Origin of the sequence: Pseudomonas benzopyrenica, assembly GCF_036884265.1 — a bacterium.
Classification (GTDB): Bacteria; Pseudomonadota; Gammaproteobacteria; order Pseudomonadales; family Pseudomonadaceae; genus Chryseomonas; species Chryseomonas benzopyrenica.
On sequence record NZ_CP145723.1, the window covers coordinates 3,659,969 to 3,683,872 of the forward strand.

Here is a 23,904-nt window from a genome sequence, read left to right on the forward strand (position 1 = left end):
TTGAGGCAGCTCCATCGCCGAAGCCCAACAAGCCGCGCTGACCTCGGCACCGTTGGGCTTCGCTGCGCTTAGCGCCAACCTACGGTGGTTTGTCTGGAACCGTAGGTTGGGCTGAGGCAGCTCCATCGCCGAAGCCCAACAAACCGAGCGTGACCTCGGCACCGTTGGGCTTCGCTGTGCTCAGCGCCAACCTACGGCGATTTGCCCACCACTCGGCGGTATCAAAGAATATTCAACGGATACTCGGTGATCAGCCGCGTCTCGGCCACGGTGCCGCCGGTGCTTTGGCTGCCGGAATGCCAGGCCTGGCGCAGGCGGAAGCTCAGGTCCTTGGCCGGGCCGTCCTGCAGGACGTACTTGGCCTCCAGATCAGTCTCGTGTTCCTTGTCGCCGTCGCCATAGAGCCCGGCATAGGCCGAATCCGCCGCTACCTTGCTGCCGTCGATGCCGCTGCCACGGGTATGGCGCACCATCAGGCTCAGCCCCGGCACGCCGTAGCTTTCCATGTCCAGGTCGTAGCGGGCCTGCCAGCTGCGCTCGCCCGGACCGTTGAAGTCGGAGAACTGCATCGAGTTGCCGAGCAGGATGGAGTCACCGAAGGAACCCGGCACCGGCGCCCCAAAGACCGCGTAGTCGAAGGGCTGGTCGCCATGGATGCGCTGGTGGATCAGAGTGAAGGTGTGGGCGCCGGTCTGGAAGGCGGCGGCCAGCGAGCCGGCGGTGTTGGCGATGTTGCCGGCCTTGGCGCTGCCGGCGTCCAGGGTGCGGTAGAGGTTGGCGTCGAAGGTCAGACTCTGCTCGGCGGCCAGCGGCAGCACATAGTTGAGGTTGCCGTAGTACTGGTCCCAGACGTCTTCGAAGTGCCCGGCGTAGAGCGATGCACTGAGATGATCGCTGAACTTGTAGACGCCCCCGGCATAGCTGGCCGAGGCCGCTTCCACGCCAGCGTAGCCGGCGAAGATGCCGCCGTCCGAGCCGGTGGTGCGCGGCGCCGTGGCGGCGGTGAAGTGACCGCCTTCCAGCATCAGGTGATCGACCTCCTGACTCACCAGGCTCCAGCCACGGGCAGTCTGGGGAAACAGCCAGTTACCGCCCGCCGCCAGTACCGGCGCCGTGGGTTGCTGGTCGCCGTACTTGAGCACGGTGTTGGAAACGCGCAGCTTGACCGCTGCCCCGCCCTTGCTGAATTCGCTGCGCTGGCTGCCGTCGCCGTCCACCGGCATGTTCGGGGTGTTGGCGTGGCCATCGCCACCATCCAGCTTGAGGCCCAGATAGCCATAGGCATCCACCCCGACCCCCACGGTGCCCTGGGTGAAGCCCGAGGTGTAGTTGAGCAGAAAGGCCTGGGTCCAGCTGCGCGGATCGCGGCTGTTGCGTGCCTCGGCGCCATGGCCGTCGCCCTCGTTCTGGCGCAGGTAGTAGTAGTTGCGCAGCAGCAGGGTCAGGTCACCGTCTTCGACGAAGCCCTTGGCATCGGACTGCTGACTGGCCAGGGCCGCGCCAGTAAGGAGTAGGCCGGGCACGCCGAGCAGCCAGACGCTCTGACGGGCAAGGGGGGAAAACAGCGATAGCTTCATATGCGGTTCACTCACGGATCTCGGTTGGGAATCGTTAGGTCGCGAACGAGTTTGCCAGCTAGCGCCAGTGCATACCACTTCGCTGACCGTCGTCATCGCCCGGTAACCTCCCTGTGCTGCGCTGGTGCTCCGCCCCTTGCGTTCGTGGTCCAACATGCCCAGCCAGCCCCTTGCCGTCGATCTCGCCTATCGTCCGCGCCTCGCCGATCTGCGTCCCCTGCTGCCAGCGCAACCCGCCGGCCTGCGCGCCGAACCCCGCATCACGCCCGCCGCCAGCCTGGCAGATCGGCAGGGCTACCAGGCCGCTTTCCTGGGCGACTTCCAGGTCCCCTGGCCAGGCCCGAGCGCCGCCCTGGCCGGAGACGTCCATCCCCTGCCCGCCTCGGGCGATCGCCTGGACTACACCCACTTCTCGGTCACCCTCTCGCGCAGCCGACGGATGGCGCTCTGGGTCGGGGTCAATATCGATGGCGGTCAGCACCGGGACGTGCCGCGTAGCCGCGACGCCTGGGCCTATGACGGTCGAGTGCCGCTGGAGGCCCAGCTCGGTGAGGCGCTCTATGCCGACAACCTGCTCGACCGCGGCCACCTGGTGCGGCGCCAGGATCCCAACTGGGGCCCCGCCGCCGCCCAGGCCAACCGTGACACCTTTCACTTCACCAATTGCGCGCCGCAGATGGCCGCCTTCAACCAGCGGACCTGGCTGGAACTGGAAGACTATCTGCTCGACAACACCCAGCGCTGGCAGGCACGCATCACCGTCTTCAGCGGCCCGGTGCTGCGCCCGGACGACCGTGTCTATCGCGACGCCCGGATTCCCGAGGCCTTCTGGAAGGTGGTGGCCTTTCTCGGTGACGACGGCAAACCCTCTGCCAGTGCCTACCTCATCGACCAGCGCCGGGAGCTGGACGAGCTGTCCATCGCCTTCGGCCGCCTGCGCACCTACCAGTGCAGCGTCGTGCGCATCGAACAACTGACCGGCATCGATTTCGGCCCGCTGCGCGACCATGACGGCTTTTCCAACGAAGAGCGCGCCACAGGCCAGGCGGTGGAGCAGGCCATCCAGGGACCGGGGGACATCCTGCTCTAGCTGGGTTGGCCGCAGGCGCGTGACAGGCTGTTGCGCAGCCCCAGCAGGAGAGCCCGGTCAGGTAGAGTTCGGCAGCATTCGCCAACCCCAGGCGCAGCGCCCAAGTGCTGACCGCCAGGGCCGGTCGGTAGAAGGCCAGGTCGCTCAACATTTAGCAGGCCGTCAGTAGTGCGGTGCGCGGCCAGGCCAGGCTCAGGCCCATCCTGGTCTCCCCGCTGACCTATCGCCACCTGTTCGTGCCGAGCGGCCAGACAGCTGGAAAAAGCGATCACCCAAAAACGCCGATGCCCGGACCGTCGCCAGTCCGGGCATCTAGTCTTACAGCGGAAGCCGAAGGATCCGCGAGAGGGGGCGCTTAGGCAGCGACCACCTTATTGGCCGGTTGGGTACGACGACCCAGGGCACCACCGATGGCGCCGACGATGCCGCCGATCACCAGGCTGATCAGCAGCACCCAGCTGGCCTGGGAGACCTTGCGGGCGGCCACGTCAGCGGCTTCACGAGCCTTCTGCTCGGCCTGGGCCTTGAGCTCCTGGTACTTGGCATAGGCCTGCTGGTAGGTCTGCTGGGCCTTGTCGACGATGGCATTGGCCTCGGCGTCGCTCTTGCCGGTACGGGCCTTGATCAGGTTGACCAGGGCCTGACGGTCGGCGGCGTTCCAAGCCTGGTCGCCACGGGCCTTGAGACGGTCCAGCAGGGCGGTCAACTGGTCATCGGTCTGCTGCGGGTTGTTGGCGCTGTTCTGGGCGGTGTTCTTGGCATCCTGCTGGGCGCCCTGGGCCTGCTGCTGCAGATTTTCCGGCTGCAGTTCGGCTTTGCCGGTCTGGCGCAAGGCGGTTTCCAGTTCGTTCTGCAGATCGCCCAGGTCGAGCTGGATGCCCTGCTGGCGCAGTTGATCCTGAACCTGGTTGGTCAACGCCGGTGCGGCCTGGGACAGACCACTGCCGATCATCGACAGGCCGCTGCCCGCCACGTTGAGGCCGGTACGCACCACGCCGCTCACTGCGCTGGACACCAGATAGACGCTGACCAGGGTCACACTGGCCCAGACCAGGATGCCGTGCAGGGCGCCTTCGCGCTGGGCCAGGCGACCGGCGATCCAGGCACCGATGAAGACCGAGACCACGGCGCTGACGCCGACCCAGATACCGGTGCCCTTGCCCAGGCCATCCAGCGGATTGGCTTCCTGCTGCGGATCGATGGAGGCGGTGCCGATGGCGGTGCCGAGCAGGCTCAGCAGCAGCGAAACCGTCAGGGCGATGACCACGCCGGCGATGATCGAGCTCCAGGAGATACGCTTGAGCAAGGGGGCGGTGGCCGTGGTGGCCGCATAGGCGGGGGTTTGGCGGGCGTCGTAGGACATGGCGAGTGCTCCGGGATGGTTAGGGGAAGAACTTATTGTGGTAACGGATGGATACCCTTCCGCTTTCACAAGTTCCCAAACCAGCACGCCAGAGCCACCGAAGGTCATCAGACCTCAGATATCCTCTAACCCAACAGGATATCGGCCAGCAGCTTCACATTGAGCACCACGATCAGTCCGGCGATCGCCCAGGCCAGCACCTGCGTGACCCGACCGATCACGAAAGAACCCATCAGCTGGCGATCCGAGACGAAACGCACCAGCGGGATCACCGCGAAGGGCAGCTGCATGGACAGCACCACCTGGCTCAACACCAGCAGCTTGGCCGTGCCGCTCTCGCCATAGAGACCGGTCACCACCACCACCGGGATGACGGCGATACCGCGGGTGATCAGCCGCCGCGCCCAGTCGGGGATGCGCAGCGACAGAAAGCCTTCCATGACGATCTGGCCAGCCAGGGTCGCGGTGACCGTGGAATTGATGCCCGACGCCAACAGGGCGACCGCGAACAGCAGCGAGGCGATACCCACGCCCAGCATCGGCGACAGCAGGTGATAGGCGTCCTGGATCTCGGCCACGTCGGTGCGCCCGGCACTGTGGAACACCGCCGCGGCGGTGATCAGGATGGCGGCGTTGACGAACAGCGCCAGCATCAGCGCCAGGGTACTGTCGGCCACCGCCCAGCGCAGGCCCATGCGCCGCCCCTCCTCGGTGCGCGGATAGGCGCGGGTCTGGACGATGGAGGAATGCAGATAGAGGTTATGGGGCATCACGGTAGCGCCGATGATGCCGATTGCCAGGTAGAGCGCGGCCGGATTGGTGATGATTTCCGCCTTGGGCAGGAAGCCGTCGGCGATCGCGGCGATGGACGGCTGGGCCAGCACCATCTGCACGCCAAAGCAGACGAAGATCAGCGTCAGCAGCGCGATGACGAAGGCTTCCAGCCAGCGAAACCCGCGATTCATCAGCAGCAGGATGAGAAAGACGTCCAGCGCCGTGAGGATGGCGCCCCACATCAACGGGATGCCGAACAACAGATTGAGGGCAATGGCGGTACCGATCACCTCGGCCAGGTCGCAGGCGATGATGGCGATCTCGCAGGCGATCCACAGCAGCAGACTGACCGGCCGCGAATAACGTGCGCGACAGGCCTGGGCCAGGTCCAGCCCGGTGGCGATGCCCAGCCGCGCGGCCAGGGCCTGCAGCAGGATGGCCATGAGGTTGGAGAGCAGGATCACCGACAACAGCAGGTAGCCGAATTGCGAGCCCCCGGCCAGGTCCGTGGCCCAGTTGCCCGGATCCATGTAGCCCACCGAGACCATGTAGCCCGGGCCGACAAAGGCCAGCAGCCGGCGTAACCAGCTGCCACCCTCGGGTACCGGCACGCTGGCATTCATCCGCCCCAGACTGGGCCGGGCGGAAGGCGCGGACTCCTGCCAGGCTGGCTCGACATAGCTGGCGGATTCTTTCATGGCGGACTCGTGCGGCAAAATAGGAATACCCTTTGGAGAATTTAGCCTAGGCTAAAATTCACACATTCAGCAATAAAAAATCTCTATCTCATCCGTCGATAACGCCCATTGGCGAAGGAATCTTTGGTATTCGCCCGCAACTCGGTCAAAATGGCGCCCGAACGCGTCCTCTTGACGCGCCTCAGGTCTTTGCGGAGAAGGTCATTCAGGTGGGCAACATGACAAAGGACGACGAACTGCTGAATCGGTTGGTCGATCCATCCATTCATATGGAAGGTTTTCAACAGGTCCGCGAGGCGCATCGTCAGGAGCTGATCGAAGACTATGTCGAGCTCATTTCCGACCTCATCCGGGACGGCGGTGAAGCGCGCCAGGTGGACATCGCCGCGCGCATCGGCGTGGCCCAGCCAACCGTGGCCAAGATGCTCAAGCGCCTGGCCGCCGCCGGCCTGATCGTGCAGCGCCCCTATCGCGGCGTCTTCCTCACCCCTGAAGGCGAGGCCCTGGCCGAAGCCAGTCGCGCGCGCCACCATGTGGTGGAGACCTTCCTGCTGACCCTGGGCGTGGACGCCGATACCGCGCGCCGCGACGCCGAAGGCATGGAGCACCATGTCAGCGAGGCCACCCTGGCCGTCTTCCGGCGCTTCATCGCCAGTCGTCAGGCGTAGGCTGCGGCTTTAGTCGAAAGTCGCCACGGCTCCCCCTTCAGAAAATCCGGGTACCGTCGAAGTAGTGGAAGTCATACTTTCACTCCTCTTGGTGCCCTGCCATGTTCAATCGCCCTCTCAAGACCGAACTCGCCCAACTGCGGGCCGAGGTCGCCGAACTGCGTCAGCTGCACGCCGGCTTCGAAAGCCAGGCGCTGAGTCTTACCGTGGATGACCGCGGCAATATCGAGCGCGTCAACGAGCGCTTCTGCCGCGAGATGGGCTACCGCTCCGAGAACGTGGTGGGGCGTCCCCTGGACGCCTTCATTCCAGAATACGTTAAACAATTGCCCTGCTATCGCGACCTCAAGAGCGCGCTCAGCCAGGGGACCCAGACCAGCGGCATGTACCGGCTGCTGCGGGCCAACGGCCAGGAAGCCTGGCTCTATGCGACCTGGCAGCCGCTGCGCGACGCCGCTGGCCGCATCCACAAGACCATCTGCTACGCCAACGACCGTACCGAACAGGTGGAAACCGCCACCGAGCATTCCGGCCTGATCAACGCTCTGCTGCGCTCCACCGCGGTCATCGAATTCAATCTGGCCGGCGAGGTGCTCACCGCAAACGACCGCTTCCTGCAGGGCATGGGCTATTCGCTCAAGCAGATCCAGGGCAAGCATCACCGGCAATTCTGTACCAGCGAAGAAGCCAACTCCGCCGACTACCAGGCGTTCTGGGCGCGGCTCAATCGCGGGGAATTCATCGCCAGCCGCTTCAAGCGCATCGACAGCCACGGGCGTACCGTCTGGCTGGAAGCCTCCTACAACCCGGTACTCAACACCCGCGGCGAACTGTACAAGGTGGTCAAATTCGCCACCGTCATCACCGAACAGGTCGAGCAGGAACAGGCGGTGGCCGAGGCGGCCAAGGTGGCCTTCGACATCTCCCAGCAGACCGACGAGAGCGCCCGTCAGGGGGCGGAGGTGGTGCAGGACACCGTCTCGGTGATGCGCAAGATCGCCGAGGAGCTGCAGGTCGCCTCCAACGGCATCGAGGCCCTGGGCGAGCAATCGCTGGTGATCAGCACCATCGTCAAGACCATCAGCGGCATCGCCGAGCAGACCAACCTGCTGGCGCTCAACGCCGCCATCGAGGCGGCGCGGGCCGGTGAACAGGGTCGCGGGTTCGCCGTGGTGGCCGACGAGGTCCGTCAGTTGGCCGGTCGTACCAGCAAGGCCACCGAAGAGATCGTCGGCGTGGTGCAGCAGAACCAGCAACTGGCGCAGACCGCGGTCGCCAACATGGCCGCGAGCAAGCACCAGGCGGAACAGGGCCTGCAGCTGGCCAACGCCGCGGGTACCCGCATCACCGAGATCCAGGACGGGGCCCAGCGTGTGGTGGGCGCGGTGGGTCAGTTCGCCCGGCGCCTGAACTAGCTCGCGGGCCGGCTCCCGCCTCAGGCCGGCGCCGGACGCCACCGCCCGAGCAGCCCCAGCGCCGCCAGGGTCACGCCCAGGCTGACCAGCAGGCACAGCCCGAGCAGGCCCCGATCCCCCCAGCTCTCCCGCGCCAAGGCATAGCACCAGGGCGCGGCCGCCGAAAGCAGAAAACTCGGCGCCAGCAGCTTGCCGGTCAGACGTGCGTAGAGCGCCCGGTCGAACAATTCCAGCGGCAAGCTGGCCCGCAACACCGCCACCAGGCCGTTGAGGGCGCCATAGAGGAAGACGAAGCCGGCGGTGAGGCCGAGATGGCCTTCGCTCGCCAGCGCCAAGGCGAAACTCAGCGGCAGGCCGAGGCCCAGCAGCAGATTGAGATGACGCGCCGACAGCCGCTGCCCGGAGGCCAGCTCCGCCAGCCGCGCGCAGACCTGGCCGATGCCCCACAGCGCCGCCACCCCCACCGGCACCCCACGCTCGGCCAGCAGCGCCGGCAGATGCGCCGACAACCCCGCCGAAAGAAAGCCGATCAAGGCCATCCCGGTGGCGAACAGCACGCCGGCGAGGCGTGGCGAGCCCCCCCCCGCCGTGGGCGGTAGCTCGGCACTGGGCAGGCATCCGCGCACATTGGGCAGCGGCAGGAGCAGCAGCAGGCCGGCCAGGGCGATGCCGGCATAGACCACCAGCCCCAGGCGCCAGCCCAGCGCCTCCAGCAGCCAGTGTCCCAGGGGCCAGAACACCGCCGACGCCAGCCCGCCGAGCAGGGTGATGCGCACCATCACCGCCCGCGAGCGTTCGCCGGCCAGGCGCGCCAGGGTGGCGAAGGCGGCGTCGTACAGCGACAGCCGCATGCCCACCCCCAGGGTCACCCAGGCCAGGTAGAACAGCGGCGCCGACTGGGACGCAGCAAGGCCCAGGCAGCCAAGGGCGTCGAGCACCAGGCCGAGTTGCAGGGTACGGCAGCCACCCAGGCGTTCGATCACCGCGCCGCTGAAGGGCGAGATCAGCCCCATGGTCAGCATCGCCAGGGAAAAGCCGCCATAGACCCAGCGCGCATCCCAGCCCAGTCCCGCGGCCATGGCCGGGCCATAGACCCCCGGCAGATAGAAGGCCAGGCCCCAGGCCAGCAACTGCATCAACCCCAGCTGCCAGATGGCGCGATCACTCGGCATCGGCGTCATCAGCGTGTCCCCGGGGTACGCTCGCCCTCGCCCAGGCTGAGTTGCATCAGGACCGTGTCCACCCAGCGTCCATGCTTGAAGCCCACCGCCTCGAAGGTACCGACGGTGCGAAAGCCCAGCCGCTGGTGCAGGGCGATGGAGCCCTGGTTGGCGCTGTCACCGATCACCGCTACCAACTGGCGAAAGCCCGCCGCCGTGCAGGCCGCGACGATATCCTCCAGCAGCCGCCGGCCGATCCCCTGGCCACCCAGGCCGTCGCGCACGTACACCGAGTCTTCCGCGGTATGGCGGTAGGCCGGGCGCGGTCGATAGAGCACCGCATAGGCATAGCCCAGCACCTCGCCGTCCCGCTCGGCCACCCGATAGGGCAGCCCGGCCTGTCGCACCGCCGCCAGGCGACGCTCCAGCTCGGCCAGGTCCGGCGGCTCCAGCTCGAAACTGGCGCAGCTGTGCAATACGTGCTGGGCATAGATGGCCTGGATGGCGGGAAGATCGGCGGAGGTGGCGTCACGCAATTGCAGGGCGGTGTTCACGAGGTTGATCCATCCAGGGGTCGATGGGGCGATCATGCCGGGACGCCCAGCCAAAGATAAAGCTATGCTCGATTATCTCCGGTATAAGCGAAACCTTGGCATGGCCGACCTCAACCTCACCCAACTGCAGACCCTCGTCCAGGTGGTCGCCACCGGCAGCTTTTCCGCCGCGGCCGATCGCCTGGGGCTGAGCCAGCCGGCGGTCAGCCTGCAGATTCGCCAGCTGGAGCGGCGCCTGGGGCTCAAGTTGCTGGAGCGCCTGGGGCGCGGCCTCAAGCCCACCGCCGCCGGCAGTCTGCTGCTGGAACACGCCGACCATATCCAGACGGCGGTGGACCAGGCCCTGCAGGCCCTGGCCAGCCATGGCGAGACGGTCAGCGGACGGGTCGCCATCGGCACCGGCGCCACCGCCTGCATCCATCTCCTGCCGCCGCTGCTGGGCCAGTTGCGCCAGCGTTTTCCCCAGCTGGATGTGCGCGTCAGCACCGGCAACACCCTGGACGTCTTGCGCGCGGTGGAAGACAACCGCCTCGACCTGGGGCTGATCACCCTGCCCGCCAGTGGCCGCAACCTGCAGGTGGAGCCGCTGCTGGAGGATGCCTTCGTCGCCCTGCTCCCGCCTGCCAGTCCGCTGCCCAGGGGCGCGCTGGCGCCGGCGGCGCTGGTCGAAGCGCCGCTGCTGGCCTTCGAGACCGGCAGCAGCACCCGACTGCTGATCGACGACTGGTTTCGCCGCGCGGGCCAGCCCAGCCGACCGGTGATGGAGCTGGGCAGCATCGAAGCCCTCAAGGAACTGGTGGCCGCCGGTCTCGGCTACAGCCTGGTGCCCGGTATCGCCGTGGCCACCGAACACCATCGCCAGGGCCTGAGGGTCCAGCCGCTGGCGCCGCCGCTGACGCGCACCCTGGCCCTGGTGCTGCGCCGCGACAAACCCCTGAGCCGTCCGCTGCAGCAGGTACTGGAAGCGCTGCGGCGGTTGCGCCGCTGATCGAGAGGCTCGACTTGGCAACGAACACGCCTTAACATTCAATGATTCAACGATCATTGAATTATCGAATCATGCATGAAGACAGCGCCGTATCCGCCCTCGCCGCCCTCGCTCACGCCCAACGCCTGAGGGTTTTTCGCGCCCTGGTGGTGGCGGGCACGGGTGGCCTCACCCCCAGCCAGTTGGCCGACCAGCTCGAAGTGAGCCGCAGCAACCTCTCCTTCCACCTCAAGGAGCTGGCCACCGCCGGCCTGGTGTCGGTGGAACAGCAGGGTCGCAACCTCATCTATCGCGCGGCCTACGACCAGATGAACGCCCTGCTCGGCTACCTGACCGAGCACTGCTGCGCCGGCGGCGACTGCGTGGTCAGCGAACCCTTGCGCTGTTCCTGCTGATCCTCGACCAACCCCCATCCACCGACCGCAAGACCAGGCCCGCCATGCACAGTCCCCACGCCTGCCCACCGGCAGCACCCCCAATGAACAGCTTCGAGCGTTACCTCAGCCTCTGGGTAGCGCTCTGCATCCTCGCCGGCATCGCCCTCGGCCAGCTGGCACCGGGCCTGTTCCGCTCTATCGGCCGGATCGAGGTGGCCCAGGTCAATCTGCCGGTCGGCCTGCTGATCTGGGTGATGATCGTGCCGATGCTGCTCAAGGTGGATTTCAGCGCCCTCGGCCAGGTGCGCCAGCACTGGCGCGGGATCGGCGTCACCCTGTTCGTCAACTGGGCGGTCAAGCCCTTCTCCATGGCGCTGCTCGCCTGGCTGTTCATTCGGGAAGTCTTCGCCCCCTGGCTGCCGAGCGACCAGCTGGACAGCTATATCGCCGGGCTCATCCTGCTGGCGGCGGCGCCCTGCACCGCCATGGTCTTCGTCTGGAGTCGCCTCACCCAGGGCGATCCGCTGTTCACCCTGTCCCAGGTCGCGCTGAACGACACCCTCATGGTCTTCGCCTTCGCCCCCATCGTCGGCCTGCTGCTGGGGCTGTCGTCGATCGCGGTGCCCTGGGCCACCCTGCTGCTTTCGGTGATCCTCTACCTAGTGCTGCCGGTGATCCTCGCCCAGCTCTGGCGACGCGCGCTGCTGCGCCAGAGCCAGGCTGCCTTCGAGCGCACCCTGGCCCGCCTGGGACCCTTCTCGATGGGCGCCTTGCTGGCCACCCTGGTACTGCTGTTCGCCTTCCAGGGCGAGGCCATCCTGGCGCAGCCGCTGGTGATCGCCCTGCTGGCCGTGCCCATCCTGATCCAGGTGCTGTTCAATTCGGCCCTGGCCTATTGGCTGAATCGCCTGGTGGGCGAGAGCCACAGCGTCGCCTGTCCGTCGGCGCTGATCGGCGCGAGCAACTTCTTCGAACTGGCGGTGGCCGCCGCCATCAGCCTGTTCGGCTTCCACTCGGGCGCCGCCCTGGCTACCGTGGTGGGAGTCCTCATCGAGGTACCGCTGATGCTGCTGGTCGTGCGCCTGGTGAACGGCTCGCGCGGCTGGTACGAACGCGGTGCCCTTGCCTCTCGTCGAGACCGTCCATGAACAGCGACATCACGATCTACCACAATCCCGCCTGCGGCACCTCGCGCAACGTGCTGGGCCTGATTCGCAACAGCGGCGTCGAGCCGACGGTGATCCACTATCTGGAGACACCGCCCGACCGGGCGCAGCTGGAACGGCTGATCGCGGACCTGCGCATGCCCGTGCGCGACCTGCTGCGCCAGAAAGGCACGCCCTATGCCGAGCTGGGGCTGGACGATCCGCAACTGGACGACGCGGCGCTGATCGCCGCCATGCTGCGCCATCCCATCCTGATCAACAGACCCATCGTCGTGACGCCGCTAGGCACCCGGCTCTGCAGGCCCTCGGAGCAGGTGCTGGAGATCCTGCCCGAGCCGCAACGCGCGCCTTTCGTCAAGGAAGACGGCGAGGTAGTGGTACCGCCTGCCGCGCCGCGCGGCTGATCGGGGCCGCCATGCGCGACATTGCCCGCGATAAGGACAGCGCCTGGCAGGTCTTCCTGATCTTTCTGCGCCTGGGCTGCACCAGCTTTGGCGGCCCCATCGCCCACCTGGGCTATTTCCGCCAGGCCTTCGTCACCCGCCGCCAATGGCTGGATGAAGTCGCCTATGCCGAGCTGGTCGCGCTCTGCCAGCTGCTGCCCGGTCCGACCAGCAGCCAGGTCGGCATGGCCCTGGGACTGGGGCGCGCCGGCGGCTGGGGCCTACTGGCAGCTTGGCTCGGCTTCACCCTGCCTTCGGCCCTGCTGCTGATCCTCTTCGCCCTGGGCCTGGCCCACTATCCTGGGCTGGCCGACTCGGCGGCGGTGCATGGCCTCAAGGTCTTTGCCGTGGCGGTGGTGGCCCAGGCGGTCTGGAGCATGGGCCGCAGCCTGTGCCCGGATACGCCGCGCCGCCTCCTCGCGCTGGTCGTCGCCGGCCTGGCGCTCTGGCTGCCCGGTTCGGCGGGGCAACTGCTGGGGCTGGGCCTGGCCGCCCTGGTCGGTCGCCTGGTACTGGCGCCGACCGCCACGCCGCCGGCCCTGGGCCTGCAAACGGGAATCTCCCGGCGCCTGGGGGTGGTCGCCCTGCTGCTGTTCCTGTTGCCGCTGCTGCTATTGCCCGCCTGGAGCAACTTGGCCGAGGGTGTCTATCGCGCCGGCGCCCTGGTCTTCGGTGGTGGCCATGTGGTGTTGCCACTGCTGCAGGCGGTGGTGGTGCCCAACGGCCTGGTCAGCGATGGCCAGGTCATGGCTGGCTATGGCTTGGCCCAGGCGGTACCGGGCCCGCTGTTCACCTTTGCCTCCTACCTCGGCGCCCTGGTGCCCTCGGCCTTGCCCGCCTGGCTCAACGGCCTGCTCTGGACCCTGCTGATCTTTCTGCCCGGCGCCCTCGTCCTGCTCGCCGCCCTGCCCTTCTGGCAGACCCTGCGCCAGAACCCCGGCTGGCAGCGCGCCCTCACTGGGCTCAACGCCGGCGTGGTCGGCCTGCTGCTGGCGGCGCTCTACGATCCGGTCTGGACGGAGGCCATCCGCGGTCCGCTGGATGTCGCCCTCGCCGCGCTGGCCCTGGCGCTGCTCTTGCGGACCCGCTGGTCGCCAGTGCTGATCGCGCTGTTGGTCGTTCTAGTCGTCAGTCTATTGAACTTTTAGCGCACTACCGTTTGGCGGCGTGCCACTAGTGGCCCGATGAAATTGCGGCGTGGTTCGCTGTAGCTCCGTGGAAAGCTAGGCACTGTCGGCGTGACGTTCAGCTGTATGAAACGTCTTGCCCTGCGCGAGAACGTGTCCAGCGAGCGCTCGGCCTGACATGCATTAAGGATGACCGCCATGACCTACAAGAACCCCCTGGACACCACCGCCCCGCTGTTCACCGCTGCCCTCGCCAAGGCGCCCCTGGTCGCCGCGCCCGCCAAGCCAGCCGGCACCTTTGATGGCGTCACCTACTACGCCTTCCAGAGCCAGCCGCGGCTCACCCTCGATATCAACGCCGCCCCCGAATACGTCGGCTTCGCCAAGACCTTCGATGCCAAGGGCCCGCACTTTGCGGCCGCCTCGACCCTGAGCGAACTGACCCTGACCGGTCATTGGGAAGACCAGCTGACGCGTCTCGACGGCCATACCCGCGGTGCCACCGCCAGCGACAGCACCCTCGATTCGTCCATTGCCAAGCTGACCGTCAGCCTCACCGACACCGCGGACAATCAGTTCCACGAGAGCGATCTGATCACCCTGGACAACTTCGATGGCCTGCAGACCTTCGATGGCTCTACTTCCACTGCCGGCCTGTCGATTGACTTCCTGCATGGCTACACCGAAGGCCCTGACTACACCTATGCCAGCCAGAGCGCCTTCCTGAAGAGCGTGATCACCGGCAGCGGCAAGGACTCGGTGAGTGTCAGCACCATCGCCGCCGCGGAACTGGATAGCGTTGCCTCCCTCGCCCACTCGCGGGTCAAGGCCATCACCGTCGATACCGGCGCCGGTAGCGATCAGATCAGCGCCCATATCCAGCAGGCTGATGTCACCATCAACGCCGGCGCTGGCAACGATTACGTTGACCTGCTGTTCACCAAAGGCGTGGCCGCCCACAACGCAAACCTGAGCGGCAGCTACGGTCACGGGGCCACCATTACCCTGGGCGAAGGGCCCGATTACCTGAGCCTCGAACCCAGTCTGGTCAACTTCGATGGCAGTAGCAGCGCCGCCGCCAACCGTTCCCTGGCCGCCAACCATGTGACGGTCACCGACTACAATGCGAACGATGACCACATCATCTTCGGCTTCGCGGTGTACGACGAGAAAGCCGTGGTCACCATCCAGGACGCCGCCCTGGCGAAGGCGACCAGCCTGTTCGCCGCGCTCAACACCGTGACCCAGTCCACCACCGGCCTGGTTAATGCCGCCGTCTTCCACTACGGCCAGGACACCTATGTCTTCCGTGACGCAGGCTACGAAGGCCAGGTCGACAACCTGGACTCGCTGATCAAACTGGTAGGCGTTCATAACCTCGATGACGTCGCCAGCACCGTTTCCGCTCGTGAGCGCTATGAGCCGGGCGGTACCCTCGGCTGGGGTTGATAGCCCCTGAGTGGCACGGCCGCCCTAAGCGGGCGGCTCGCTGGCCACTTCTGTGAGGTACTCGTGGCTTACCGAAGAAGCCGGGCACTCACAGCGAGGACCCAGGGTCTGTCTAGCGATACCCTTCCGAACACGAGGAACGCGCGATGAAGATCCTGATGGTCCTGACCTCCCACGACCAGCTCGGCGACACCGGCAAGAAAACCGGCTTCTGGCTGGAAGAATTCGCTGCCCCCTACTACGTGTTCAAGGATGCCGGTGCCGAGATCACCCTGGCCTCCCCTGCCGGTGGCCAACCGCCGCTGGACCCCAAGAGTGACGCCCCCGACGCCCAGACCGAGTCCACCGAGCGTTTCAAGAGCGATCCCGAAGCGCAGCAGGCCCTGGCCAACACCGTCAAGCTTGCCGAGGTAGAGGCCGAGGACTACGACAGCGTCTTCTATCCTGGCGGCCATGGCCCGCTCTGGGATCTCGCCGAATCCCGTGACTCCATCGCCCTGCTCGAAGCCTTCGCGCACGCCAACAAGCCCTTCGGCCTGGTCTGCCACGCTCCCGGCGTGCTGCGCCACGTCAAGGCCGCAGACGGCACGCCCCTGGTCAAGGGCCGCACCGTCACCGGCTTCACCAACAGCGAAGAAGCCGGGGTGCAACTCACCGACGTGGTGCCCTTCCTGGTGGAAGACGAACTCAAGAAGCTGGGCGCCCGCTACGAGAAGGGCCCGGACTGGGGCGAGTTCGTGGTCGAGGACGGCAACCTGGTCACCGGCCAGAATCCGGCCAGCTCGGAAGCCGCGGCGGATGCCCTGCTGACCAAGCTGGGTTGAGCGGCCCGGACAGGCAAAAGCCCGCCTAATGGCGGGCTTTTTCGGGTGCGGCTCCAGGCTCCGTGGGAATCGCTCGTACCCCTGATCAATCTTCCACAAGGATCGATCAGCTGTATCGAACCGGCCAGAAGATTCCGGACGCTCAACACGCAGGCGCCGCTTCTGGTGCGGTCGAGAGGGCACGACGCCACTCGCGATAGGGACGACAGCCACTACCGCCGCGATACGCCAGTTCTCCTGATCGGCAAACGTCTGGCATAAGCCTTGGCACCATCGAGGCACCCTATCGCCCGGAGTCGTACGCTCTGGGCCAATAGCCAGCACCAGTTCGCGCGTCCAGCTATCGCCGTCCCCTGCCTCAGTCGAGAAACGCGAGGATTCAGGCCGAGGGCACGACGGCGAGGCGGAGCCTGTCCCGCGCCCAGACGGCAAAGGGCGTCGGTGTCTTACCCGCCACCCTGTTCGCCAGCGCGATCCCGGCGTCGTGGGAGCCCGGCCCGAGGTAGGTGTAGGTCTGATAGTAGGCCAGCGTCTCGCCCAGGGCGTCGGCTTCGGGAAAGAAGCCTGCATAGGCCTCGCGAGGAACCTGGGTGAAGGTCACCTTGAGCCCCAGGCCATTGAAGGTGTCGACCAAGTCGTTGAAGCTCATGAAGTCGCCCACCAGCGGAAGATAGGCACCGTCCCCCGTTTCTTCCGGACGCGCGAAGGCGCCCGCCACGAGGTCGCCCAGCTCGCCTATGTCACCCATGTGCAGGCAACGCACCGCTGGATCGATAGGCAGCGTCCAACCCAGGCTTCCGTCCGGCTGAGCTTGCGGCCCGTACGGCCCTACGAAGTTCTGGTAGTACGCCGGTGGAATGACGAAGGTATGCCGCGAAAACCCAGCCTGCCTGATGATCGAGTCAACCTTTGCCTTCCCGGTGAACTGAGGCACCTTGAATTCGCCGCCGCTGATGGCCTCGACGTCCGGCAGGGTGGACCAAATCAGATGCTGCACGTCGGCGGCTTTCGCTGCCTGGACCGCCGCCTCGGCCTGCTTGATTTCATCGGTGCCGGCTTGCCAGAAGTTGGTGACGAGAAAGACGCCATAGGCCCCTTCGAGCGCCGCGGCAAGCGTCTCGGGCCGCTCCAGATCCGCGGCGACCACTTCGTCAGCGGGTCCCTCGTACTTGGCCGGGTCACGCGAGAGCGAACGCACCCTGAACCGCCCGCCTTGGCTCAAGGCCCGCACGACCCCTCCACCTTGATTTCCGCTCGCACCGAATACGGCGATCAGCTGCTTTTCGCTAGACATCATTTACCTCGTTCGATCTTGATCAGGCGCCTAGCCGGATGCCAAGCGCGCTTGTCAGGGTGACTCGAACGCCATCTTGCGTTTGGCTGACCGATGCATCAATTCTCCAAAAAATGGCATCACTTGCTATGATTTGATCCATATGAGCGAGCCAATAGAAACAGCCGAACTCGTCGCCTTCACCAAGACGGTCGAGGCCACATCCCTTTCGCGCGCCGCGGCCGAATTGTGCATTCCGCGGGCCACCGTGAGCCGACGTCTCGCCCGCCTCGAGGAACGTCTTGGCGCTCGCCTGCTGCTTCGCACCACGCGCAGTCTGGTCCTTACCGAGGTGGGCGAGGTGTTCTATCGGGAGGCCTGCATCGCACTCGAAGCGGTGCGTCTTGCCGAGCAGAGCGTGCGCAGGACAGACGACGTAGTGCGTGGTGATCTGCGCGTCTCGACGCCACCCATCCCGGGTCTTGGCTTCCATGCCATGCTCTGCGAATTCGCGGCGCGCTATCCCGAGCTACGCGTCCATATCCACACGTCAAACCATCACGTCGACCTGCTTCGCGGTGACTACGATGTCGCGCTCAGGGCCAGCAGCCAGCTCGAGCCCGGCTTGATCGCCCGTACCCTCTTGCGCGACCGAATGATCGCCATTGCGGCGCCTGCTTACCTGGCCGCTCGCGGCGTACCGCGCACGCATCACGATCTCAAGCATCACCACTGCCTGCTCGGCTTCACGCGTGGCGAGCTCCCGGACACTCACTGGCCCATGACCTCCGGAAGCAAGCTTCATGTGGAAGGCACCTTCTTCTCGAACGACATCACCCTGCTGTGCGAGGCTGCCGTAGCCGGGCTTGGCATCGCGCTTCTTCCCCAAGACCTGGTAGCGCGAGACCTGGAGCGTGGCGCGCTCCAGCAGGTCCTCGCCGACGTCGTCGGCACTGAACTGCATATCGCGCTGGTCTATCCCGACCGTACCTTCCTGCCGCCTCAGGTGCGTGCCTTCATCGATGCGGTCGTCGCCTGGGTACCACGCAGACGTGCCGTGGAACCAGGCGCCCCAACATCCGGGCAATTGGCTGCGTCCAGGGGTTCGCGCAAGGAAGGTGCAGCTTCCTGACGGTAAGCGAAGACCGCGCAGGCGTGGAAAGCCAGCCTTCGCCAAAGGCTTCACAGCAATGTGTCGGCCTTGGAAAGGTAAAGGCCCGCAACTCCGGCCAAGTGCCATTAGTCGCGAAGACTGCAGAAAAGCAGGCGCCAGCCGACAGCCTCTCATGAGCGCAGCCTTAAGCCTGCGCCGCCCAGGCTGGAAAGGATATTCCGTGCAATCGATTACCTGGTCGTATTTTCAGAGCCTTGCCCGATGAAGAGACTCCTGCTCGGCGTGCGCGCCCTGATGTCCGTGGCCAAGGACAATCCTGGCCTGGTCAAGGCGCAATACCTTGCGCTGTCGCGCCAGCTGCCGATGATGTACTTCATCCTGCTGACCAACACCCTGATGCTGGCCGGCACCCACTATGCCGTCGCGCCACGCTGGCTGACGCTGTATTGCCCGTTGATCATGACCCTCTTCGGCGTGATCCGGGCGGCCGAATGGGTCCGCACGCGCAATCGGCCGCGCAGTCCGACGCAGATGCTCACGGCCTTGAAGCGCACCAACATGCTCGCGCCCATCGTGGCCTCGGCCTTCACCGCCTGGTCGCTGGCGCTGTTTCCCTATGGCGACAGCTATACCCAGGCGCATGTGGGCTTCTACATGGCGATCACCGTGATCGGCTGCATCTTCTGCATGATGCACCTGCTGCCCGCGGCCCTGGCCACCACCGCCGTGGTCAACACCGCCTTCGTGGTGTTCTTCGCCTCCACCACCATCAGCACCTTCGTGGCCACGGCGATCGACGTCCTGCTGGTGTCCATCGCCATGCTGGTCATCCTCAAGGCGCAGTACGGCGACTTCACCCGCCTGGTGAACATGCAGGCGCAGACGGCGAAACTCAGCGAGGAAAACCTCAAGCTCGCCAACCAGGACAGCCTGACCGGCCTGGCCAATCGGCGGCAGTTCTTCACCCGCCTCGATAGCCTGCTGGCCGATGCGCGCGCCCAGGGAACCCGTCTCGCCGTGGGCCTGATCGACCTGGACGGCTTCAAGCCGGTCAACGACATCTATGGCCATAGCGTGGGCGACCGGCTGCTCTATCAGGTCGGCCAGCGCCTGAGCGGACTGCTCGACGAGGACGTCCACCTGGCCCGCCTGGGCGGCGACGAATTCAGCCTGATCATCACCCGGGTCTTGAACGACGAGCAGCTGCGGACCTTTGGCGAAAAGGTCTGCGCCAGCCTGCGCGAGCCGTTCCTGCTGGTGGACATGCCCATCCAGATCAGTGGCTCGCTGGGCATCGCGACCTTTCCGGACCAGGCCTTTTCCGCCACGGACGTCTATGAGCATGCCGACTACGCCCTGTACCAGAGCAAGCGCCACCGCCCCGGCACAGCCTGCCTGTTCAGCACCGCCCATCGCCAGCAACTCAATCGCGAAGGCCTGACCGAACAGGCCCTGCGCCGGGCTGACCTGGAGCGCGAGTTCTACATGGTCTTCCAGCCCATCGTGGACATCCACAGCAAGCAGACCGTGGCCTTCGAGGCCCTGGCGCGCTGGGAAAGCCCGGAGCTGGGCAACGTGCCACCGGGCGATTTCATCGCCACCGCCGAGCGCGTCGGCATGGTCAATCGCCTCACCCTGCCCCTGCTGAGCAAGGCCCTGAACGCGGCCGTGCACTGGCCCACGGGCATCCGCCTGGCCTTCAACCTCTCCGCCCACGACTGCGGCTCGGAAGACGCCGCCCAGCAGATCGTCGAACTGATCAAGCGCAGCCCTTTCGACCCGGCCTGCCTCGACCTGGAAATCACCGAAACCGCATCCATCCAGGACCTGCCCCAGACCCAACGCGTCATCAGCCGCTTTCGCGAACTGGGCTGCGGCATCTCCCTCGACGACTTCGGCACCGGCTATTCCAGCCTGAGCCAGATCCACGCGCTACCCCTGACCAAACTCAAGGTGGACCGCACCTTCGTCACCAACCTCCACCTCGACCCGGCTAGCTTCAAGATCGTCAAATCCCTGATCGCCTTGTGCCAAGACATGCAGCTGGAATGCATCGTGGAGGGGGTGGAAACCGCGGCAGAACTGGGTGCGTTGAAGAATCTTGGCTGTACAAGGGCGCAGGGTTATCTGTTCGCCAAGCCGATGCGGGCGAGTGATATTAGGGGTTGGTTGGAAGGGGAGCATTTGGCTGAGGTGTTGGCGGTTTGACTCGTAGGGGGTATCAGGTGCGACGCGAGCTCTTGTCCAAGCAGCGACCTTTGGTTCAGCCAAGTCCGTTCACAACCGTAATCCTGCAACACCTTTTCGCCTTGGTTTACGTAGGCACTCATGCCACTTCATTTTGATCATTCCGTGGTCGCTGGCGGCAAGAAGCGCATGTCGACAAGCGACCGCTACCGACCCATAGCGGACGTTGCTAGAGAGCAGCAATCGTCCAGAAGCGGACGTCGACCAACGGCCGCTACCGACCAAAATCGCAAGATCAGCTGCAGCAGGAAAAGCAGCAGAAAGTTGTCCTCACCGACACCCTGTACATCCATACCAAGCGTATCGAGCGTGTCCAGGGCGGCGGGATGAAATATCAAAGTAGGTTTCGGATCGAATGGCACATCAAGACTGCCCTGCTTGTGCGTGATCTCAACCGCATGGGCGACAGCTATTTAGCGTGCTCCAAGTAGTACAGCGATCTGGGCAAATGCTTTAACGCCACATTTGCGGATCATCTCAATGCCTCTGTCAGGATTTTTAGCAAGACCCTGCCAGGGTCACAGCTTGTAGCTCAGCGAGAACAGCAGGTTGCGCGGAGCTCCGTACACGGCCTGGCTGTAGAAGCCGACCATCTGGTAGTACTCCTTGTCGAAAAGGTTGTTCACGTTCATCGACAAGGTCGTTTGCTCGGTCAAGTCGTAGCGCGCCATCAATGACGCCAAGGCATACGACTCCTGAGCCATCTTGACCGTGCCCAGGGGGCTGCTTCCTTCTTGATAGAACTGGCTTTGCCAATTCACACCGCCACCAACAGTCAGACGAGAGAGAGCGCCGGATAGCTGGTAGGTGGTGAAGAGCTTCGCTGTGGTTCTGGGAATTGCGGTGCTAAGGCGTGCTCCTTCTCCGTCGGTTGCGGTGAAGTGGGAGATGCCGGCGAACATGTTCCAGCTGGGGGTAATTTCCCCCTGCAGATCGAGATCGAAACCACGACTTTTTGTACCGCTTGCGGCTACATAAGCCGTTCCACCCTCTGGCGTCCGATTATCAGGATCCTGCTGCGCGACGTTGTCCTGCTTGGTTTCAAAGAACGCCAGCGAAGAGTTGAGCTTTCCGCCGAAGTACGCCGCCTTGATCCCTACCTCGTTGGTGGTTCCTTCGGTAGGTTGGAGTACGTCACCGTTAAGATCCCGCTGGGTTTGCGGATTGAAGATTCCCGTGTGGCTGGCATAAACCGAGTAGACCTTATCGAGGTCGTACACCAGACCGACGTAGGGGATGAATTTGTCGTTCTTCTTGATGGAAACGACCGAGGTGTCGCTCTCGTAGCTGTAGTCGTTGAGTCGACCACCAACAACCATCGTCAGGGGGTCAGCCAGACTGAAGCGGCTGGCTACGTATACTCCGCTTTGCTTAATCGTGTTGTTGGTGAGGCTGTCATACCCAGCAGCGTCGAAATCTGGTTTCGGGTAGTTGCCGTTGTAGTTGTACACATCGTCGATCGGGGCAAGCGTTGTCTTACGGATAAGATGGCTAGTGCTCTTCTCATCCGAAACGCGGCGAGACTCCATGGCGCCGACGACTAGTTCGTGATCACGCCCAAACAGTGCAAATGGGCCCGAAGCCATGACGTCGACGCTGTTCTGACGAGCCTGGGAGCGGCTAGCCAATGCGTTTACTTGCTGTATGCCGCTCGCTTTGTCGGGATAACCCTCGGGCCCGAACAACTCGCTTTCACTGTGTGTGCGGCCCTGGTTGAACACTCCACGGAGACTCCAGCCATTGTCGAAGCGATGCTCAAGGCTGGTAAAGGCGGTGCTCAATGTGTTGTCCCACTTGCTCCAGTCGGCAGCGAGGCTCTTTGAGCGGGACCAGTCGGTGCGACTACCGTCGCTGTAGAACATCGGCAGGCCACCCCAGAGCATTCCACGAGGCATGATCTCCTGGTAGTCGTAGCCAACTCCAAGCGTGGTGTCGTCGGTGAGATCCGCTTCGACAATCCCGTAGAAGGCGTTCTTGTCCTCAGTGAAACCGTCGACGTAGGAATGGGAGTCCTGACGAACGCCAACCACCCGGGCTCGTATGCGACCGTCTTCGGTCAGAGGTGTCGAAAGGTCTACGGTGCTGCGGTAGTTGTCCCAAGAGCCTGCATCTACGGATACCTCCCCTTGGAAGTCATAGGTGGGACGCTTGCGAACCATGTTGATCGACGCAGAAGGGTTCCCCGCACCAGTGAGCAGGCCCGTGCTCCCACGAACAACCTCCACTCGATCATAGAACGCCGTGTCTAGGTAATTGGCGCCATTCACGAAGGTTGTTGGAATGCCGTCGAACTGATAGCTGTCCACCGAGAACCCGCGTGCGTAATAGGTCGAGCGGTAATCCAGAGTGTTCGCTGACATCCCCGTTGTGTTCTCCAGAACGTCTTTCACTGACCGGAGTTTCTGGTCATCCATGTGCTGACGGGTCATCACGGTGACGGACTGGGGTGTGTCTCTCAGCGATAGCGGAAGCTTTGTAGCCGCGCTAGTTTTGCCAGTGGTGTAGGAGCCGGAGCCTTCCGTTTCAACAGAGGCTGAAGCCTCACCAGATATCGTCAGAGCATCGAGCTCTAGGGCTTCTGCTACTGCTTGCTCCTGGTTTTCCAGCGTCTGCGCTGCCATTACTGGCTCCAAACAGACAGCCGCCAAAACACCTCCACAAATCGCAATACGACGCATTACACCCACCTGGCCGAAGCTGCCCTCTAATGATCTGGCAATTATCCTCAGTGGGGATTGGGTCTAGTACCCAAAGAGCGCCAATGAATAATGGCGATCCGTCATTTCGAGAATGGGACTCATCTGCCGTTGTGTCGGAAGTAGTTTCCAGGCGTCATTCCAAACAGGGAGCGGAACGCGGCGATGAAGCTCGATGGATTGCTGTAACCGACTGCGCTGGCCACGCTGTTGACAGAAACATCATCGGCCAGCAGTTCAAGCGCCATCAGAAGGCGCAAGCGATGGCGCCACTCACTGAACGACATACCCGTATCGGCATGGAAGATACGTTCGAGCGTACGTGCACTGGCTGCTGATGCTGAAGCAAGCTCCTGCAACGAGTATCTGGTTGTAGGGTCTGCCCGAAGCATTGCGACCGCTCTCTTTGCCCTTGGATCTTCGGGCTCCGGCAAATTGACAGGTGCCTGTGGCAGATCGACCAATTGCTCAAGCAGTACCCTGGTAAGCCTTCCTGCAGGAGAGTTCGCCGGATAGTCCCAAGGAAGAGCAACGGTACTGGCGACCAGCTCTCTCACCAGGGGCGTGACATTCACCACGACGCAATCCTCCCACTTCGGCAGATCTGCCATGACGGGGTCGATGTAGAGCGCGTGTAGATCGACAGGTCGTTTAGCGATGAATGCGTGCTGTACCCCTCCAGATATCCAGATTGCTCTGGATGGAGGAAGTACCCACCGACCTGAAGGCGTAACGACGTTCATTACACCCTTGATCGAATACATCAGCTGATGGCGCGTATGGCAATGCAGGTCGAGGCTGCCAGGTTGCCAGTTCTCAGTAATGCCAACAATCTGAGCTTTAGCCTCATCCGGGTCATCATGTTTGAAAGTGACAGGCATTGGCTGAGGTCGGCTAGATG

At 64.4% G+C, this 23,904-nt stretch carries 20 protein-coding genes; 12 read left to right on the forward strand and 8 right to left on the reverse strand.

The window, feature by feature from the left end; translation table 11 throughout:
• Window positions 1-221: 221 nt before the first annotated feature.
• Window positions 222-1,577, reverse strand: a complete 1,356-nt coding sequence (locus tag V6W80_RS17460; RefSeq protein ID WP_338547464.1) for an OprD family porin — start codon at window positions 1,575-1,577, stop codon at window positions 222-224.
• A 154-nt stretch (window positions 1,578-1,731) separates the two neighbouring features.
• On the opposite strand from V6W80_RS17460, the gene V6W80_RS17465 reads away from it, so the two are divergent.
• Window positions 1,732-2,667 carry a DNA/RNA non-specific endonuclease gene (locus V6W80_RS17465; protein ID WP_338544948.1) on the forward strand — a complete coding sequence of 312 codons (936 nt, stop codon included), beginning with the start codon at window positions 1,732-1,734 and terminating at the stop codon, window positions 2,665-2,667.
• 355 nt (window positions 2,668-3,022) lie between these two features.
• Here the strand turns inward: V6W80_RS17465 and V6W80_RS17470 are convergent, their stop codons facing one another.
• Together V6W80_RS17470 and V6W80_RS17475 are read right to left on the reverse strand one after the other, a co-directional pair.
• Complete coding sequence (locus tag V6W80_RS17470; protein WP_257705526.1) at window positions 3,023-4,030, reverse strand: hypothetical protein; 1,008 nt, start codon at window positions 4,028-4,030, stop codon at window positions 3,023-3,025.
• Between the two features lie 125 nt (window positions 4,031-4,155).
• Window positions 4,156-5,427, reverse strand: coding sequence for an Nramp family divalent metal transporter (locus tag V6W80_RS17475; protein ID WP_017640021.1), 1,272 nt, complete (start codon window positions 5,425-5,427; stop codon window positions 4,156-4,158).
• A gap of 293 nt (window positions 5,428-5,720) precedes the next feature.
• On the opposite strand from V6W80_RS17475, the gene mntR reads away from it, so the two are divergent.
• Together mntR and V6W80_RS17485 are read left to right on the forward strand one after the other, a co-directional pair.
• Window positions 5,721-6,170: a manganese-binding transcriptional regulator MntR gene (mntR, locus tag V6W80_RS17480; protein ID WP_017640022.1), complete on the forward strand. Its 450-nt coding sequence runs from the start codon at window positions 5,721-5,723 to the stop codon at window positions 6,168-6,170.
• Between the two features lie 101 nt (window positions 6,171-6,271).
• Complete coding sequence (locus V6W80_RS17485; RefSeq protein WP_160923334.1) at window positions 6,272-7,585, forward strand: methyl-accepting chemotaxis protein; 1,314 nt, start codon at window positions 6,272-6,274, stop codon at window positions 7,583-7,585.
• 20 nt (window positions 7,586-7,605) lie between these two features.
• On the opposite strand, the gene V6W80_RS17490 is transcribed toward V6W80_RS17485, so the two are convergent.
• Together V6W80_RS17490 and V6W80_RS17495 are read right to left on the reverse strand one after the other, a co-directional pair.
• Window positions 7,606-8,766, reverse strand: a complete 1,161-nt coding sequence (locus V6W80_RS17490; protein ID WP_338544949.1) for an MFS transporter — start codon at window positions 8,764-8,766, stop codon at window positions 7,606-7,608.
• The gene (locus V6W80_RS17495) at window positions 8,766-9,299 is read right to left on the reverse strand and encodes a GNAT family N-acetyltransferase (RefSeq protein WP_338544950.1); all 534 of its coding nucleotides are present in this window, start codon (window positions 9,297-9,299) and stop codon (window positions 8,766-8,768) included. The genes V6W80_RS17490 and V6W80_RS17495 overlap by 1 nt, the downstream gene beginning before the upstream one ends.
• A gap of 64 nt (window positions 9,300-9,363) precedes the next feature.
• Between V6W80_RS17495 and V6W80_RS17500 the strand changes: the two genes are divergently transcribed.
• The 7 genes from V6W80_RS17500 (at window position 9,364) to V6W80_RS17530 (ending at window position 15,673) form a co-directional block, all read left to right on the forward strand.
• Entirely contained in the window at window positions 9,364-10,287 is a 924-nt protein-coding gene (locus V6W80_RS17500; RefSeq protein WP_338544951.1) for a LysR family transcriptional regulator, read from the forward strand.
• 71 nt (window positions 10,288-10,358) lie between these two features.
• Window positions 10,359-10,682 (forward strand): ArsR/SmtB family transcription factor, encoded by a 324-nt coding sequence (locus V6W80_RS17505; protein WP_064309359.1) that lies wholly within the window; start codon window positions 10,359-10,361, stop codon window positions 10,680-10,682.
• A gap of 83 nt (window positions 10,683-10,765) precedes the next feature.
• Window positions 10,766-11,812: an ACR3 family arsenite efflux transporter gene (gene arsB, locus V6W80_RS17510; RefSeq protein WP_338547465.1), complete on the forward strand. Its 1,047-nt coding sequence runs from the start codon at window positions 10,766-10,768 to the stop codon at window positions 11,810-11,812.
• Window positions 11,809-12,234 carry an arsenate reductase (glutaredoxin) gene (gene arsC, locus V6W80_RS17515; RefSeq protein WP_338544952.1) on the forward strand — a complete coding sequence of 142 codons (426 nt, stop codon included), beginning with the start codon at window positions 11,809-11,811 and terminating at the stop codon, window positions 12,232-12,234. The genes arsB and arsC overlap by 4 nt, the downstream gene beginning before the upstream one ends.
• 11 nt (window positions 12,235-12,245) lie before the next feature.
• Complete coding sequence (gene chrA, locus V6W80_RS17520) at window positions 12,246-13,421, forward strand: chromate efflux transporter (protein ID WP_338544953.1); 1,176 nt, start codon at window positions 12,246-12,248, stop codon at window positions 13,419-13,421.
• Between the two features lie 177 nt (window positions 13,422-13,598).
• Entirely contained in the window at window positions 13,599-14,849 is a 1,251-nt protein-coding gene (locus V6W80_RS17525; RefSeq protein WP_338544954.1) for a hypothetical protein, read from the forward strand.
• A gap of 146 nt (window positions 14,850-14,995) precedes the next feature.
• Window positions 14,996-15,673, forward strand: a complete 678-nt coding sequence (locus V6W80_RS17530) for a type 1 glutamine amidotransferase domain-containing protein (RefSeq protein ID WP_338544955.1) — start codon at window positions 14,996-14,998, stop codon at window positions 15,671-15,673.
• A gap of 379 nt (window positions 15,674-16,052) precedes the next feature.
• Here the strand turns inward: V6W80_RS17530 and V6W80_RS17535 are convergent, their stop codons facing one another.
• A complete protein-coding gene (locus V6W80_RS17535; RefSeq protein WP_338544956.1) occupies window positions 16,053-16,970 on the reverse strand; it encodes an NmrA/HSCARG family protein in 918 nt (305 codons plus the stop codon).
• A 73-nt stretch (window positions 16,971-17,043) separates the two neighbouring features.
• Between V6W80_RS17535 and V6W80_RS17540 the strand changes: the two genes are divergently transcribed.
• Both V6W80_RS17540 and V6W80_RS17545 read left to right on the forward strand, forming a co-directional pair.
• Window positions 17,044-18,078 carry a LysR family transcriptional regulator gene (locus V6W80_RS17540; RefSeq protein ID WP_338544957.1) on the forward strand — a complete coding sequence of 345 codons (1,035 nt, stop codon included), beginning with the start codon at window positions 17,044-17,046 and terminating at the stop codon, window positions 18,076-18,078.
• 243 nt (window positions 18,079-18,321) lie between these two features.
• Entirely contained in the window at window positions 18,322-20,268 is a 1,947-nt protein-coding gene (locus V6W80_RS17545) for a putative bifunctional diguanylate cyclase/phosphodiesterase (protein ID WP_338544958.1), read from the forward strand.
• A 557-nt stretch (window positions 20,269-20,825) separates the two neighbouring features.
• On the opposite strand, the gene V6W80_RS17550 is transcribed toward V6W80_RS17545, so the two are convergent.
• A complete protein-coding gene (locus V6W80_RS17550; protein WP_338544959.1) occupies window positions 20,826-22,928 on the reverse strand; it encodes a TonB-dependent siderophore receptor in 2,103 nt (700 codons plus the stop codon).
• Between the two features lie 176 nt (window positions 22,929-23,104).
• Entirely contained in the window at window positions 23,105-23,884 is a 780-nt protein-coding gene (locus V6W80_RS17555; RefSeq protein WP_338544960.1) for an AraC family transcriptional regulator, read from the reverse strand.
• Window positions 23,885-23,904: the final 20 nt, after the last annotated feature.

Bases quoted from the DNA above. Each gene is read 5' to 3' on its own strand.
- V6W80_RS17460 (WP_338547464.1), bottom strand. From the start codon at position 1,577: ATGAAGCTATCGCTGTTTTCCCCCCTTGCCCGTCAGAGCGTCTGGCTG.
- V6W80_RS17465 (WP_338544948.1), top strand. From the start codon at position 1,732: ATGCCCAGCCAGCCCCTTGCCGTCGATCTCGCCTATCGTCCGCGCCTC.
- V6W80_RS17470 (WP_257705526.1), bottom strand. From the start codon at position 4,030: ATGTCCTACGACGCCCGCCAAACCCCCGCCTATGCGGCCACCACGGCC.
- V6W80_RS17475 (WP_017640021.1), bottom strand. From the start codon at position 5,427: ATGAATGCCAGCGTGCCGGTACCCGAGGGTGGCAGCTGGTTACGCCGG.
- mntR (WP_017640022.1), top strand. From the start codon at position 5,721: ATGACAAAGGACGACGAACTGCTGAATCGGTTGGTCGATCCATCCATT.
- V6W80_RS17485 (WP_160923334.1), top strand. From the start codon at position 6,272: ATGTTCAATCGCCCTCTCAAGACCGAACTCGCCCAACTGCGGGCCGAG.
- V6W80_RS17490 (WP_338544949.1), bottom strand. From the start codon at position 8,766: ATGACGCCGATGCCGAGTGATCGCGCCATCTGGCAGCTGGGGTTGATG.
- V6W80_RS17500 (WP_338544951.1), top strand. From the start codon at position 9,364: ATGCTCGATTATCTCCGGTATAAGCGAAACCTTGGCATGGCCGACCTC.
- V6W80_RS17505 (WP_064309359.1), top strand. From the start codon at position 10,359: ATGCATGAAGACAGCGCCGTATCCGCCCTCGCCGCCCTCGCTCACGCC.
- arsB (WP_338547465.1), top strand. From the start codon at position 10,766: ATGAACAGCTTCGAGCGTTACCTCAGCCTCTGGGTAGCGCTCTGCATC.
- arsC (WP_338544952.1), top strand. From the start codon at position 11,809: ATGAACAGCGACATCACGATCTACCACAATCCCGCCTGCGGCACCTCG.
- chrA (WP_338544953.1), top strand. From the start codon at position 12,246: ATGCGCGACATTGCCCGCGATAAGGACAGCGCCTGGCAGGTCTTCCTG.
- V6W80_RS17525 (WP_338544954.1), top strand. From the start codon at position 13,599: ATGACCTACAAGAACCCCCTGGACACCACCGCCCCGCTGTTCACCGCT.
- V6W80_RS17530 (WP_338544955.1), top strand. From the start codon at position 14,996: ATGAAGATCCTGATGGTCCTGACCTCCCACGACCAGCTCGGCGACACC.
- V6W80_RS17535 (WP_338544956.1), bottom strand. From the start codon at position 16,970: ATGATGTCTAGCGAAAAGCAGCTGATCGCCGTATTCGGTGCGAGCGGA.
- V6W80_RS17545 (WP_338544958.1), top strand. From the start codon at position 18,322: ATGAAGAGACTCCTGCTCGGCGTGCGCGCCCTGATGTCCGTGGCCAAG.
- V6W80_RS17550 (WP_338544959.1), bottom strand. From the start codon at position 22,928: ATGGCAGCGCAGACGCTGGAAAACCAGGAGCAAGCAGTAGCAGAAGCC.
- V6W80_RS17555 (WP_338544960.1), bottom strand. From the start codon at position 23,884: ATGCCTGTCACTTTCAAACATGATGACCCGGATGAGGCTAAAGCTCAG.